Raw genomic sequence first — 14,004 nt, 5'->3', positions numbered from 1 at the left:
TGCTCGGCTGCCGCGGCCGCGGCGGGTTCGCCGGCGCGCTGCTGGGGTCGGTCAGCACGGACGTGGCCGGCCACGCCCGCTGCCCGGTCGTCGTGGTACGCGGTGAGCACCGTCCCGTGCGAGGGGAGGTCGTGGTGGGCGTGGGCGACTCGCCCGAGTGCGAGCCGGCCCTCGCCGACGCCTTCGAACAGGCCCGGCTGCGCGGAGCCGCGCTTCGCGTGGTGCACGCCTGGCAGCTTCCTGTGCACGCGTTCGCCCCCGAGATCGGCTACGACCTGGATGAGATCCGCGAGGCGCAGCACCGGCTCGTCGGCGACCGGGTACGCGTCTTCGCCTCGGACTACCCGCAGGTGAGCGTGGTGCAGGAGGTCCCGTCCGCGCATCCGGTCGACGCGCTCGCCACCGCTTCCGGCCAGGCCGACCTGCTGGTGGTGGGTTCGCACGGGCGCGGCGGCCTCGGCTCGGCGCTGCTCGGCTCGGTCAGCCGTGGCGTCCTCCACCACGCCCGCTGCCCCGTGGCGGTGGTCCGTACGGAGAACTGACCCTGGGAAATGGCTGAGGGGAGCCGGCACCCGCGCCGGCTTCCCGGGACGTTCGACACTGCGGAAGCCGGCCTCCCGAGGAGCAAGGTGAAGAGGGAGAAGGAGGTACGCCATGTCGATCGAAGTCAAGGACGTCATGGGCCGCGTGGCCATCGCCGTGCTGGCGGACGCGTCGTTCGCCGACGTCCTCAACGCGATGAAACGGTACGCGGTGGGCGCGGTCACCGTGATCGACGCCGACCGTCGCCCGGTGGGCGTCGTCTCCGAGGACGACCTGCTGCTCAAGGAGATCGACCCGGCACGGCACAGCACGTCGATGTTCGAGTCCCGCCACCGCCGCGACGAGCACCGCAAGGCCGCCGCGGTCAGGGCGGCACAGCTGATGACCTCCCCGGCGATCACCGTCCCGCCGGCCATGTCCGTACGGGACGCGGCCCGGCTGATGCACGAAAGGCGAATCAAGCAGCTGCCCGTGATCGCCCCGGCGACCGGGCGCATCATCGGGACCCTGCACCAGCGTGACGTGCTGCGCGTCTTCTCCCGACCGGCGGCGGAGCTGGAGGCCGACATCAGAGCCGTGCTCCCGGACGCCGGGCGGGTCGTCGTCGAGATCGAGCAGGGGGTCGTGAAGCTCAGCGGCCGCGTGCGGCGCAGGTCGCAGGCGATCGCGCTGGCAGAGGCGGTACGCGCCGTCGAAGGCGTGGTCGACGTGACCTGCGACCTGGCCGTTGACCATGACGACCGCGTCGTCGTCCCGCCGTTGCTGTAGCGGACGGCGTCAGCCGTGCCGCTCGGCGCGCAGCCGGGCCGAGAGGGCGGCGGCCTGCGTACGGCGCTGCATGTCGAGCTTGGCCAGCAGGTTGGACACGTAGTTCTTGACCGTCTTCTCGGCCAGGAACATGCGCTCGCCGATCTGCCGGTTGGTCAGCCCCTCGCCGATCAGGTCGAGGATGTTCCGCTCCTGCTCCGACAGCGCCGCCAGCGGGTCCTGCCGGGCGGCCTGGTCGCGCAGCCGTTGCAGCATGGCGGCGGTGGTCTGCGGGTCGAGCAGCGACTGCCCGGAGGCCACCGTGCGCACCGCGCCGACCAGGTCGGAGCCGTGGATCTGCTTGAGCACGTAGCCCGACGCGCCGGCCATGACCGCGTCGAACAGGGCGTCGTCGTCGGCGAACGAGGTCAGCATGAGGCAGGCCAGCCCCGGCAGCTTCGAGCGCACCTCGCGGCACACGTCGACGCCGTTGCCGTCGGGCAGGCGCACGTCGAGGACGGCCACGTCGGGCTGGAGCGCGGGGATGCGGGCGATGGCCGATTCGGCGGTTCCCGCCTCGCCGATGACCTCGATGTCGTCCTCGGAGTCGAGGAGGGCGGCCACTCCGCGCCGCACGACCTCATGGTCGTCAAGCAGGAACACACGGATCATGCCCCCAACGCTAGCGGGGACCGCCCGAGATCCCAAAGCGCCCGCCTGGTCGAGGACGCCGAGGAGAAGGCCCGTCTCCAGGACGCCCTCCAGCCCTGGGGGGCGGGGAGATGGATCAGGTGGTCCGCATCAGGCCGAAGAACGTCACCGGGTTCGAACTGGTCCTCGCCGCCGTGGGACCGGGTTCAGGGGCGGTCCCAGGTTAGGGGCAGTTCCAGGATGTCGTCCTCCTTCCAGCCGAGAGACTCCCGCGCCCCGACGATCCCGTCGGTCCGCTCTGCGGCGTGGACGGCGGCCGCCGCCTCACTGCGCCTCCCCAGGTAGCCGGCGAGCGTGACGATGCCGTCGTGGACCTCGACGATGATCCCGTCGCGGTCGTCCCACCCGGATCGCGGCTCGAGCCCCTCGATGACGCGGCGTCTGATCTCGTCGTCGTCGCGCAGGTACATCCTGAGCAGGTCCCGCCTGCTGACGATGCCCTCCAGCCTGCCTTCGGCATCGGTGACGACCAGCCGCTTGACGCCGCTCTCGTCCATGATCCGGGCGGCCCTGACCGTGGAGGCGGACGCGGGGACGGGCACGGCGCTGATCCCGCTCGTCACGAGCACTTCGGCGACGTCCTTGCAGGGGGTATCGGCCTGGACCGCCGTCACCTGCCCGGTCATGACCTCTCTCACGGTGATCCGCATCATGCTCCTCCTGTCAGCTCTCCCTTCCATGTCACCGCCTGCCACGGTGGAGGCGTAGAGGCGGAAGCCCTTGGCCAGGTGGACCTTGGGAGGTGTCTGGTAAAGCATGGTTTGCACCGTCCACACCGGATGCGAGACTGATCGACATGGAGAGCGAGCACCATCCGTTGATGCCGCAGATGCGACTTGATGAGCTGCTGGCCGAGCTGCAGGTGCGGCTGAGCGCGGTGCTGGCCACCCGGGATCGGGTGCACGCGCTGCTGGAGGCCGTGGTGTCGGTCGGCAGTGACCTCGACCTGGAGACGGTGCTGCGGCGGATCGTGGAGACCGCGACCAAGCTGGTGGACGCCAGTTATGGCGCGCTGGGCGTGGTCGGCGAGGAGCAGACGCTCCTGCAGTTCATCCCCGTCGGGTTGAGCGAGGAGGAGATCGCCAGGATCGAGCACTGGCCGCACGGTCTGGGGCTGCTCGGCCTGCTGATCAAAGATGCCCGGCCGCTGCGTCTCGGCCGCATCTCCGACCACCCCGAGTCCTACGGTTTCCCGCCCGGACATCCGCCGATGGGCACCTTCCTCGGCGTCCCGGTACGCGTGCGCGAGGAGGTGTTCGGCAACCTCTACCTCACGGAGAAACGCGGCGGCGGCGACTTCGACGAGGAGGACGAGGCCATCGTCATCGCACTCGCCACCGCGGCCGGCGTAGCGGTCGAGAACGCCCGCCTGTACGAGGAGTCGCGGCGGCGCGAGACGTGGCTGCACGCCTCGTCGGAGGTCACCACGAGCCTGCTGTCCGGAGCTGACCCGCGCCAGGTACTGCAGGTGGTGGCCGCCCGCGCTCGCCAGATGACCGACGCCGGCCTCGTCCAGGTGCTGCTGCCGGATCCGTCGAAGGAGTCCCTGATCGCGGAGGCCGCGGACGGCGACGGCGCCGAGGAGCTCGAAGGGGCCGTCTTCGGCGTCTCCACCACGCTCGCCGGCGAGGTGTTCACGCAAGGAGAGCCGATGTCCGAAGCCGACATGCAGAGCGCTCCTTACCCGGACTCGCCGCTGTGGCGCCTGGGCTACGGACCCGGGCTCATGGTTCCGCTGGGCACTGTGCCGGATGTGCGCGGGGTGCTGGTGCTGGCCAAGCGGAGCGGGCGGCTGCCGTTCAGCAGGGCCGACCAGCAGATGCTGCAGGCGTTCGCGGGGCAGGCCGCGATCGCGCTGGAACTGGCCGAGGCCCGCCGTGACGCCGAGCGGCTCGGCCTGCTGGAGGACCGCGACCGCATCGCCAAGGACCTGCACGACGTGGTGATCCAGCGGCTGTTCGCGACTGCGATGACGTTGATGAGCACGGTCCGGCTGGTGGAGCGCCCGGAGGCGGCCAAGCGGCTGCAACATGCGATCGACGAGCTGGACGGCACGATCCGGCAGATCCGCTCGTCCATCTTCGCCCTGCAGGGCCCTCTTGAGGAGGCCGCGCCGAGCCTGCGCGGGCGGATCGTCGACCTGGTGGAGGGAGCCGGCAGCCATTTGGGCTTCATGCCCGGCCTGCGGATGGAAGGGCAGATCGACACCCTGGTGTCCGAGCCTGTCGCCGAGCACCTGCTGGCCGTGTTACGGGAGGCGCTGTCGAACGTGGTCCGCCACTCCCGCGCCACCCGCGCCGAGGTCTCCATCGAGGCGGCCTCCGGCGGGCTCACCCTGGTGGTGTCCGACAACGGCGTCGGCCTGGACGCGCCCACCCGGCGCAGCGGCGTGCGCAACATCGAGGAACGTGCGGCCGGCCTCGGCGGCACGTGCGAGCTGGAGAGCCCGGAGGGCGGAGGCACCCGGCTGAGCTGGCGGGTCCCTCTCTGAGCGCAGGACCCTCCGGCCCCTGCAAGGTCCCTAGGAGGCGAGGACAGACCCGGAGATCTTCGTCATCATGACGACGACGCAGCACATGGACGCTTACTGGCGCGCCGAGCTCGTCCCCCGAACCGGCCCCTCACCTCGGCCTGATCGTCGCCGACGCCTGGCGGGCCCGGCTGCGTACGCCCGCCGGCCTTCCGCACGCCTGGCCGATCATCCGGCGCGCCGCCGCCGAGCTGGGAATGCCCCGACGGCTGCCGCGCTGCTCGCTGAACGCCCCGGCCGGCGCGCGGCAACGCCTGACGACGGCGACCGCGAACCTGTCCGACGTGCGCCGGTACGCCCATGTCCACGGCGGCACCGTCAACGACGCCGTGCTCGCCGCCATCGCGGGGGCGGTCCGCACGTTGCTGGCTCGCCGCGGGGAACGCCTGCCCGACCTGGTGGTCTCCGTTCCCGTGTCGGCACGGACGGCCGCCACGGCCACCGAACTCGGTAACCAGGTCGGCGTCATGCCCGTCTGCCTGCCCACCCGAGGCGGCCTCGGGTGGGCCGGATCCTCGCCCGCGCGGGCCTGGTGAACCGGCTCCTCGACCACCAGCGCCTCATCCACACCGCGCCTGCTCTCCTACGCGGGCGTCCTGACTGCCACCGTCGCCGCCGACGCGGAACGGGTCGCCGACCTGCCCGTTCTGGCATGTGCACTGCGGCAGGAACTGTCTCAGATGTACTGAGACATCACGACCTTGCGAGACTCGGAGGATCACCCATTGGCGGGCCTCCTGGCTGCGGGGAGCTCGAAGACGCTCAGATTCCACGCCCGGCGGACACCAGTGATCATTCGCCAGGCGATGTGGGAGTCGGTGGAGAATGCCGCCCGCGCTCTCCCGAGGGCGTCGAACCCGCCTTCCCATCCGGGGACCCTCGTGCAGCGGTCCAGGCAGGAGTCGTCCAAGCCGGCGTCGAACACGTCTCTTACCGTTTGACAGAAATAGACGAACGCCGCATAGTCCACCCGCAGCCGAGCAGCTTCCGGCGACTCTCCGTCTTCACCGGCCGACAGCGCCGCGATCAGATCGTGCGACGGAATGTCGCCGTTCGCGGCTTCATGCAGCAGGTGGAGAAGGTTCGAGCCGGCGGCCGAGTCGCGGCCGGTCAACGCGTGCGTGAACGCCATGGCTTTTCTGGAGATCTCCTGGTTCACGATGGCCGCCGCGATGTCCGCGAGCTGGGCTGGGACGGGTGCCGGCGGTGCCTCCTCCCGCAGCATGAACGAATCGGCCTCGACGCCGTCCTCAAGCAGGGCCTCGGCACCCTGGGGCAGGCAGGTGAGGGCGGTCCCCGCCTGCACGACCTTCCTGGCGGCTCTGATGAGGTCCCGGGCGATGCCGCCCGACAGCACGTGACACAGTCCCACGTACGGCTCGCTCAGTCCGATCACGCGCCGGAACAGCAGCCTGCGGCTCTCCGCGTAGGAGAGCCTGCCGACGCGGACGATCTCGTCGAAGGAACTGTCGAAGGCGTCACGAAGCGGGATGCCGCGCCGTTCGAAGGTTTCGAGTGCGTCATCGGAGACCGACACCAGGAAGTGGACGTACGGCACGCCGAACACGCCCTTGAGCTCGTTGACGAATCGCTCGGCCTGGTCGGCGGAGCCGATCTTGTCCAGTTCGTCCACGCCGATGAACACACGACCACCGCCCGCGTGGACCAGCGCCGCCACCCGGCGGGCGAAGCCACGGAATTGCTCCACCACTTCCGGATGGCTCAGCGGCTGCTCCGACGTGGTGATGCCGGTGGTGTACTGCCCCTCCAACCCCACGGGCAGCCGCATCGCCGCGGAACGCGTCGCGCTGTGCGACTGCAGGTGTCGTACCTTGACAAGGTTTCGCTTGGCGGCCTGCACCAGCGGCGACGTCCCCAGCGGGGAGGAACGAGCCCTCCACCACCGCAGACGTGACCACCAGCGCGCGCTCTGAGCCAGGCAGAGCAGACCCACCCCGGCAGCGACGCCGAGCGTCCATGGGGTCACGTTGACGAGCAGTGCGGCGGCGGCCACGAGTACGGGAGCGATCGCCGGAGTCGTTGCCCTTGCCGCGGCCAGAGCGGATCGGCGCAACAGCAGAGAGCGGCTCCGCCCACCGGAGGAGGGGGTGAAATGCACGATCACCTGTCGGCAGAAGTTGGCGAACAGGTGCAGGACGAAATCCCGGGCGGCATAGTCGACCGGGGCCGACACCAGGCAGCGCACGTCCGCGACCGATGGCGGCGCCGGAGGGTGCCCGTCGCGCACGCCCTCCCAAGCGTCGAGCAAGCGCTCCCAGCGGCCCACCGGCTGTGGCCGTGTGGGCACGGGGCCGCAGTAGTGACGGATGATGGTGGATTTGCCGCAGCCGCGGGGTCCCGCGATGCCCAGGCTGATGCCGGTGACGTTCGAGACCAGACTCTCGATCTCGGTGGCGGCGCGGGTCGGCACCTCGTAGAGGCTGTCGTGAATGTCGCTCAGCCCGGGGCTGCTGGTCACGGCGAACACGAGGTCGGCCCGGTGCGCTCGCATGGTGTTGATGCGCGTGCGTATCTGAGCGAGCAGTTCCTGCCGCGCCAGCTTTCTGATCAGAGCGTCGCGTGCCTGGGTGACGACGCTGTTCCTCTCAGGGGCCAGGTCGCTGGAGAAGATCCGCTGACCGAGCCTCAGGCGGCGCAGCCGCAGGATCGCCCAGGTGGCACCGGCGGCGATCAGTGTCGTCCCGCCGGCCCAGAACAGGACCCAGCCCCACGTCCATATCAGGTTCGCGGCGAGGGCTGCCGCCAGCAGGACCACCCCGGCGATGAGGAGAATCACGCCGGCCCAACGCACGCCGAAGAACGGGTCACGCTCGACCGGCGCTCTCGTCGCCGTTCGGGCCATCTCGTAAGCCGCGAACTCCTCCGGCGCGAGCGCCAGGACGCGTCCGGCGTCGGTGACCAGCATGCTGCGCAACCGGTTGGGGGACACGCCCAGTTCATCCAGAGCGCTGCGAATCTCGTCCTGATCGAGCACCCCGGTGAGCGCGCGCATGTACAGATCGAACAGGACCGGGTCCTCGAAGAGCGGATGGTGCTTGAGGCGCGGGCGCGCCGGACGGCCTTCCAGAGGCGGGCGGCGAGCCCGCCCCTCGCGGCGTGAGGCGGCCATGTCCTCATCATCGCCATGGTCCCTGTGGGTGTCAGCGGTCCGCATGAGACAGATCGGTGGGAGGGCGTTGGTCTCCCTCGTCGGACCGTCCGCGGTGCACTGACATCTCGGTGTGCCCACAGTTCTGGCGGTCTCAGGTGCGGGGCGCCGGTTGGTCGCGCCTGCTCAGGGGGGCCGGGCTGCGGGCCAGGCGGACGCCGAGCAGGATGAGACCGACGCCGATCGGCAGCAGGATCCCGGTCGCGACGAACAGCCAGGCCGTCAGCCCGTTCAGTCCGGGGAGCGTGGCCGACAGCCGCAGGTCGGCCGAGATCACCGGGCTCGCGTCCGCGTTCATGATCACTACGGTCCAGTCGCCCGCCTCGGGCGTCCAGGTGAGGCTGCCCGAGCCCGTCGCCGCCCAGAACGGCTGCGCGGCGGGAGGCGCCGCCGGCTGCCCGCCCGGGTGCCGCGTGTAGGCCGTGTCGTCGGAGCCCGCTCCGAAGGTCAGGTGGGTGACACGGTCATAACCCGTGGCGCTCAGGTACCTCTCCACGTCGGCCCGGGGGCCGACACCGACGAACAGCGGGCTGCCCTTGGCTGCCGCCTCGATGCGTACCTGGCCGGTGAAGGCGCGCAGGTACTCCACACCCTGGCCGCTGATCGCAACCGGCTCGGTGGTGAGCGCGTACGCCGGGGTGGCGATCCGCTCGCCGTTCGTGCTGATGAAGCCGTCCGAGGCGCGCGCGTGGGCGAGCACCGCCGACAACGAGCCGGTAGCCGCCGTACCGATGGCGCCGAACGCGAGCAGCGCGCCCGCGACGATCGCCACGACCGACCCGGCGCCGTGCCGCACGGGCGCATGACGCGCCAGGGGCGGCGGCTCCAGGCGCGGCAACTCGTGGCCGCCCTGCTCCAGCCGGAACGGCGGGTAGGCGTCGGTCATGAGCGTCGCGTACGCGGCCACCCTGAGCGCCCACCGGTTCATCCCGAGCACGAAGTCGTACAGGCCGAGCGGGTAGCGGCCGGTGAACAGCAGGCACAGGGCGGCGACGAGGACGAGCAGCCCGATGAGACCGCCCCAGTCGAGCGTGTAGAGCACGCCACCGCCGTCGGGCAGGCCGCCGGCCCAGGAGATGAGGCTGCCGCTGGTGAACAGACCCACGATCAGGTAGTGCGGGATCGCCAGCAGCCACCATTTGACCAGCACCAGCCCACGCGAGAGGCGTTCGGGATAGTCGATCTCCAGCGTGGCCGGGTAATCCGGCGCCGGCCCGAGCGTGAAGGGCGGGTACCGGTCGGTGCCCAGCGCGCCGTAGGTGTAGTACGCCACCCGCCAGGTCCAGCGCAGGACGCCGAGGTTGAAGTCGAACAGCGAGCGCGGATAGCGGCCGGTGAACAGGATCGCGAAGAACGCGATGACAGCGAGGACGCCGAAGGCGATCCACAGGAAGCCGAGCGCGATGTAGTGGGGGATCGCCAGGAACCACTTGACGATCCACAGGCCCCGGTTCAGCGGCTCCTCGAGCCGGGCCTCCACCCGTACGGGATATGTGCTCACCCTCTCAGCGCACCATCGATCCGCCGGCGCGACTGCGGGCGAAAGTCCCAGGTCTCGTGCCGATGGACACCGGTCACGGGGCAAGAAGCCGGCAGCGGAGGACTGCCCTGGACTGGGCGCTCGGCGAGGCCGAACTGAGGGGACTGCTCTTGACCCTCTTCCACGCGTGGCAGCGGCCGTACGGCGAGGCGGAGGAGGAGGCCAAGGCCCACCTGCGCAAGGCCGCCGACCACGTGCTCTGGCGCGGCGCCGAGCGCGCCCGCTCCACCAGCTCGGTCGAGTTCGCGTTCGTCACCGCGGGCTTCGCCCCGCAGCACGCGGCGTGCCCGGTCGCGGTTGCGCCGGGAACACCTGGCTAGGCCCTACGAGCCGCGTTGGAAGGAGGCACCACGGCCACCGGGCACACCGCGTGGTGGAGCACGCCATGGCTGACCGAGCCCAGCATCGCGGAGGTGAACCCGCCCAGCCCGCGCGAGCCCACCACGACGAGGTCGGCCGTGGAGGAGGCGTTCCGAAGGGCGGCCACGGGGTGGTCACAGACCTGGTCGTCGACGAACCGCACGTCAGGGTTCCCTTCCCGCCACGGCACGACCTGCTCGGCGGCCTCGCGGGCGTCTTGCTCGAAGCCCTCGCTGAGCACCCTGTAGGCGGTCGCGTACGAGGACAGCATCGGCGGCCGCCAGGCGTAGAGCACCAAGAGCTCCGCCTCCTGAGCGCGTGCCTGCGCCAGGGCGTACTCCATGGCCGCCTGGGACCGCCATCCGTCGTAGCCGACCACGATCCTGCCGTGCCGTACCGTGGCGGCCTCCCGGACGACGACGACCGGGCTCGCGGCGTGCCCGGCCAGCGCGAGGCTCGTGGAGCCGAGCACCATTCCGGCGAAGCCGCCCAGCCCTCTGCTGCCCAGCACCAGACTGTCGGCTCCCGCTGACTCCCTCACCAGGTCGTCCACCACCGGGCCCGGCAGGATCTCCGTGCCGACCTCCACGCCCGGAGCCAGGCCGCGTGCCCGGTCCGCCGCCGATTCCAGCATCCCGGCGCAGTACTCGGCCGTCCCGGCGTCGCGGGCCCACTGCTCGCACACGTGCACCAGGCGCAGCTCCCGCGAGCGTCTGCGGGCGTCAGCCGCGCCCCATGCGACCGCCGCCATCGAGGGCGGGGAGCCGTCCACGCCCGCCACGATCCGTCCGACCATCTCTTTCGTCTCCATGTCGATCATCCGGGCGGCAGCCGCGGGTTCAGCACGTCGGCAGGGGTCACCACGACCGGGCACCAGGATTCGAGCAGCGCGGTCGGGGTGACGGGGCCGAGCAGCAGGCAGGCGGGAGCTCCGTTCCCCCGGCTGCCGAGGACGAGGAGCGTGGCGTCCTTCGTCGAGTCGACCAGAACACGTTGGGGGCGTTCGGTCACGAACTCGGTGAACACCGTCACCTCGGGGCGTCTGGCGGCCAGGTGGGAGACGACCTCCCGGAAGCGGGCCTCCGCGCCCTTGCGCAGCGCGTTGGAGTCGACGAAGGGGAGCGGATCCGGCCAGGACGCCGACCCGCAGTCCGCCCAGCAGCACAGTGCCGTCACGCTGCCGCCGCGCAACGCCGCCTCGTCCAGCGCCGCCAGGCTGGGCGGCGATCCGTCGAGGCCGACGACGACGCGGACGTCCTGACCGTCGGGTGGCCGGAGGGACGGACGTACGACGACGACGGGCCTGACGCTGTGCGCCGGCACCTGCACGGCGGCCGATCCCACCTGGAGCCCTTCGAATCCATCCTGGCCACGGGAGCCGAGTACGGTCAGCTCCGCCCCGCTCGCGACCTCCAGCAGCACCGCGGCGGGCGTGCCCTTCCCCAGGACCGGCTGGACGTCCACCTCCGGGGCCAGCTCCTTGGCGCGGCGCACGCCATCGTCGACGACGCCGAGGGCGACCTGCTCGATCTGCGTGAGGACCTCCTCCGCGACCGGCCTCTGCGCGAAGGGCCAGTGCAGGGCGTGGCAGACCAGCACGGGCAGCCTCCGCAGCCGTGCCTCCTCGACGGCCCAGCGCAGCGCGTCACGGCTCTCGGGCGAGTCGTCGTAGCCGACCAGGATGGGCCGGTCGGCCTGGTCATCGCGCACTGCCGCCTCCTGGACGAGGAATGGTCCTGTCGGATGGGCCTTCCCGCCGCTCCTGCCGGATGAGCCTCACCGGCCGGGAAACTCTTGGTCTGTCTCGGTTGCCCTGGCCTTTCCGCCAACGGGCTCCAGTCGCACCGCCGTGACCTTGTACTCGGGGCATGACGTCGCGGCGTCTCCGCGATCCGAGGTGAGGGCATTGACTCCGCTGGCGGGGAAGTGGAAGGCGCAGAACACCTGGCCGGGTGTCACGTCATGACTGACCTGGACGGTCAGGTGCGCCTCTCCGTAGCGGCTGCGCACCGTGACGCGGTCGCCGTCGCCCAGGCGGTGGCGGGCCGCGTCGACGGGATGGACGTCGAGCCGGTCGGTGGGGTCGAGCAGGAGGTTGTCCGTACGCCGGGTCATGCCGCCGGAGTTGTAGTGCGCCCAGCGCCGCCCTGTGACCAGAACCAGCGGGAAGCGGTCGTCGGGCTCCTCGCCGGGCGGCAGGTACGGCACGGCGCCGAGGTGCGCCAGCCCGTCCGGGGTGGCGAACCGTTCCCGGTAGAGCGAGGACTCGCCGGGCCGGTCGGGATGACGGCACGGCCAGGGGACGGCTCCTTCCCGGTCGAGCCGTTCGTGCGACAGACCCGCGAAGACGGGGGCCAGCCGGCCGCACTCGGCCAGGGCCTCGGCGGGCGTGGCGCATCCGAGGTCGGCGCCGAGCGCCGCGGCGACCACCTGGATGATCTGGAAGTCGGGCCGCGCGGCTCCCGGCGGGGCGAGCGCGGCCCGCACCCGCTGGAAGCGGCGGTCGAAGTTGACGAACGTGCCTTCCTTCTCCAGCCAGGACGCGGCGGGGAACACGACGTCGGCCCTGCGTGCGGTCTCGGACAGGAACAGCTCGTCGCAGATCACCAGCGGGCACCCCTCCAGGGCCTCGACGACCTGGTTGCTGTCGGGATCGGTGGCGCACACGTCCTCTCCGAGGATCCACAGGGCGCGCAGCTCTCCGGAGCGGGCGGCGGCGAACATCTCCGGGATCCGCAGGCCGGGCCCGGGCGGGACGGGCACGCCCCACACGCGTTCCGCGCGGAGGCGGGCGTCGGCGTCGGTCACCTTGGCGTACCCGGGCAGGAGGTCCGGCAGCGCGCCCATGTCGGACGCGCCCTGGACGTTGTTCTGGCCGCGCAGCGGGTTCACGCCGAACCCGCGTCCGGTTCCGACCGCTCCGCGAAGGATGGCGAGGTTGGACAGGGCGCGTACGCCGTCCGTGCCGTGCAGGTGCTCGGTGACGCCCAGCCCGTAGACGATCGCCGGTCTCTCCGCCAGGCCGAACAGCCGCGCGGCCGCGACGACGTCGGAGACGGGCACGCCGGTGACGGCGGCCGTTCGGCCGGGGGAGTAGTCGGCGAGCAGCGCGGTGAGCTGCGGCAGACCGGCCGACCGCTCACGCAGGAACTCGTCGTCGATCAGGCCCTCGGCCAGCATCACGTGGGCGATCGCGTGGAAGAGGGCGACGTTGGCGCCGGGACGGGGGCGCAGGTGGACGTCGGCATGGCGGGCCAGGCCCACCGCGCGCGGGTCGGCGACGACGAGCCGCGTCCCGCGCAGCACGCGCTGGAGGAGTCGCGCGCCGACCACGGGGTGCGCCTCGACGGGGTTCGCGCCCACGAGCAGCAGGCAGTCGGCGCTCTCCACGTCCTCGAAGGGGTCGGTTCCGCCCGGCAGGCCGAATGCCGCGGTCAGGCCGGCCGCCGACGGGGCGTGGCACAGCCGGGAGCAGTTGTCGACGTTGTTGGTGCCGATCACCGTCCGCATGAACTTCTGCAGCAGGTAGTTCTCCTCGTTGGTCGCCCTGGCCGAGGAGATCGCCGCCACCGCGCCGGGGCCGCCCGCCGCGACCGCCGCGCGAAGCCCTCGGGCCACGTGGCCGAGGGCCTCCTCCCAGCTCACCGGTTCAAGGCGGCCGTCGCGGCGCAGCAGCGGCCGGGTGAGCCGGTCGGGCGAGCGGAGGAACCCGTGGGCGAAGCGGCCCTTGACGCAGGCGTGGCCCCGGTTGACGGGGCCGTCGCGGGCGGGCAGCACGGCGGTCACCGAATCGCCGCTGGTGATCACGTCCAGAGAGCAGCCGACCCCGCAGTAGCCGCAGGTGGTGCGGGTACACGGCAGTTCCGGCGCCCGGTCGCCGCCGGGCAGGCCGGGCTCGGTGAGCGCGCCGGTGGGGCAGGTGTCGACGCAGCCGCCGCACGCGACGCAGTCGGACTCCGCCCACGGCCCTCCCGTGCCGGGCGCGACCACCGTGTCGGAGCCCCGTCCGGCCAGGGTGAGGGCGAAGGTGCCCTGGACCTCGGCGCACATGCGCACGCACCGGCCGCAGGCGATGCACAGGTCCCGGTCGAGGCGGACGTACGGATGGGTGTCGTCGCGGCCCCGGCCGCCGGCTCCCCGGGCCGTGTCCGGCGCGATGCCGAGGTCGTGGCAGACCCTGGCCAGCTCGCTGCGGCCGTGCTCGCCGTCCAGGGCGTGCGGCGGCAGGACCGAGACGATGACCTCCACGGCCTCGCGGCGCAGGACGCGCAGGTCATCCGCGTCGACCTCGATCGGGGCGTCCTCTGCGGCCGGTGTCACGCACGCGGCGACCACCTTGCCGCCGGCTCTCCCGCCGCCTGCCCCAAGCTCAAGGCCGCCGGCGTCACGCCGGTCTTCGAGTCG

General features: G+C 71.7%; 12 protein-coding genes. 5 read left to right on the top strand and 7 right to left on the bottom strand.

What is annotated here, in order from left to right; genetic code table 11:
* Together ACWCSD_RS33700 and ACWCSD_RS33695 are read left to right on the top strand one after the other, a co-directional pair.
* Positions 1 to 542, top strand: a 542-nt coding sequence (locus ACWCSD_RS33700) for a universal stress protein (RefSeq protein WP_449920971.1), incomplete at its 5' end; no start/stop codon positions are given.
* A 112-nt stretch (positions 543 to 654) separates the two neighbouring features.
* Positions 655 to 1,311: a CBS domain-containing protein gene (locus ACWCSD_RS33695; protein WP_449920969.1), complete on the top strand. Its 657-nt coding sequence runs from the start codon at positions 655 to 657 to the stop codon at positions 1,309 to 1,311.
* Positions 1,312 to 1,320: 9 nt separating this feature from the next.
* Here the strand turns inward: ACWCSD_RS33695 and ACWCSD_RS33690 are convergent, their stop codons facing one another.
* Both ACWCSD_RS33690 and ACWCSD_RS33685 read right to left on the bottom strand, forming a co-directional pair.
* Positions 1,321 to 1,962: a response regulator transcription factor gene (locus ACWCSD_RS33690; RefSeq protein ID WP_449920967.1), complete on the bottom strand. Its 642-nt coding sequence runs from the start codon at positions 1,960 to 1,962 to the stop codon at positions 1,321 to 1,323.
* Positions 1,963 to 2,147: 185 nt separating this feature from the next.
* Positions 2,148 to 2,759, bottom strand: coding sequence for a CBS domain-containing protein (locus tag ACWCSD_RS33685; RefSeq protein WP_449920965.1), 612 nt, complete (start codon positions 2,757 to 2,759; stop codon positions 2,148 to 2,150).
* A gap of 71 nt (positions 2,760 to 2,830) precedes the next feature.
* Between ACWCSD_RS33685 and ACWCSD_RS33680 the strand changes: the two genes are divergently transcribed.
* Complete coding sequence (locus ACWCSD_RS33680; protein WP_449920963.1) at positions 2,831 to 4,492, top strand: GAF domain-containing protein; 1,662 nt, start codon at positions 2,831 to 2,833, stop codon at positions 4,490 to 4,492.
* Positions 4,493 to 4,632: 140 nt separating this feature from the next.
* Complete coding sequence (locus tag ACWCSD_RS33675) at positions 4,633 to 5,067, top strand: wax ester/triacylglycerol synthase domain-containing protein (protein WP_449920972.1); 435 nt, start codon at positions 4,633 to 4,635, stop codon at positions 5,065 to 5,067.
* Positions 5,068 to 5,249: 182 nt separating this feature from the next.
* On the opposite strand, the gene ACWCSD_RS33670 is transcribed toward ACWCSD_RS33675, so the two are convergent.
* The gene (locus tag ACWCSD_RS33670) at positions 5,250 to 7,661 is read right to left on the bottom strand and encodes a hypothetical protein (RefSeq protein WP_449920960.1); all 2,412 of its coding nucleotides are present in this window, start codon (positions 7,659 to 7,661) and stop codon (positions 5,250 to 5,252) included.
* Between the two features lie 133 nt (positions 7,662 to 7,794).
* Positions 7,795 to 9,201 (bottom strand): DUF4389 domain-containing protein, encoded by a 1,407-nt coding sequence (locus tag ACWCSD_RS33665; protein ID WP_449920957.1) that lies wholly within the window; start codon positions 9,199 to 9,201, stop codon positions 7,795 to 7,797.
* 149 nt (positions 9,202 to 9,350) lie between these two features.
* Here ACWCSD_RS33665 and ACWCSD_RS33660 point away from each other — a divergent pair, with 149 nt between their 5' ends.
* Positions 9,351 to 9,560, top strand: coding sequence for a hypothetical protein (locus tag ACWCSD_RS33660; protein WP_449920955.1), 210 nt, complete (start codon positions 9,351 to 9,353; stop codon positions 9,558 to 9,560).
* On the opposite strand, the gene ACWCSD_RS33655 is transcribed toward ACWCSD_RS33660, so the two are convergent.
* The 3 genes from ACWCSD_RS33655 to fdhF all read right to left on the bottom strand — a co-directional run bounded on the left by ACWCSD_RS33655 (position 9,557) and on the right by fdhF (position 13,920).
* Complete coding sequence (locus ACWCSD_RS33655; protein WP_449920953.1) at positions 9,557 to 10,411, bottom strand: universal stress protein; 855 nt, start codon at positions 10,409 to 10,411, stop codon at positions 9,557 to 9,559. The genes ACWCSD_RS33660 and ACWCSD_RS33655 overlap by 4 nt on opposite strands.
* Positions 10,412 to 10,416: 5 nt before the next feature.
* Positions 10,417 to 11,310, bottom strand: coding sequence for a universal stress protein (locus ACWCSD_RS33650; protein WP_449920950.1), 894 nt, complete (start codon positions 11,308 to 11,310; stop codon positions 10,417 to 10,419).
* A 66-nt stretch (positions 11,311 to 11,376) separates the two neighbouring features.
* Positions 11,377 to 13,920 carry a formate dehydrogenase subunit alpha gene (gene fdhF, locus ACWCSD_RS33645; RefSeq protein WP_449920948.1) on the bottom strand — a complete coding sequence of 848 codons (2,544 nt, stop codon included), beginning with the start codon at positions 13,918 to 13,920 and terminating at the stop codon, positions 11,377 to 11,379.
* Positions 13,921 to 14,004 lie beyond the last annotated feature (84 nt).

Source organism: Nonomuraea sp. NPDC001684 (assembly GCF_053596515.1).
The sequence above is the reverse complement of the archived record's forward strand: the minus strand, read 5'-3'. Positions and strand labels throughout refer to the sequence as shown.

Bases quoted from the DNA above. Each gene is read 5' to 3' on its own strand.
- ACWCSD_RS33695 (WP_449920969.1), top strand. From the start codon at position 655: ATGTCGATCGAAGTCAAGGACGTCATGGGCCGCGTGGCCATCGCCGTG.
- ACWCSD_RS33655 (WP_449920953.1), bottom strand. From the start codon at position 10,411: ATGGAGACGAAAGAGATGGTCGGACGGATCGTGGCGGGCGTGGACGGC.
- ACWCSD_RS33680 (WP_449920963.1), top strand. From the start codon at position 2,831: ATGCGACTTGATGAGCTGCTGGCCGAGCTGCAGGTGCGGCTGAGCGCG.
- ACWCSD_RS33670 (WP_449920960.1), bottom strand. From the start codon at position 7,661: ATGGCCGCCTCACGCCGCGAGGGGCGGGCTCGCCGCCCGCCTCTGGAA.
- ACWCSD_RS33685 (WP_449920965.1), bottom strand. From the start codon at position 2,759: ATGCTTTACCAGACACCTCCCAAGGTCCACCTGGCCAAGGGCTTCCGC.
- ACWCSD_RS33690 (WP_449920967.1), bottom strand. From the start codon at position 1,962: ATGATCCGTGTGTTCCTGCTTGACGACCATGAGGTCGTGCGGCGCGGA.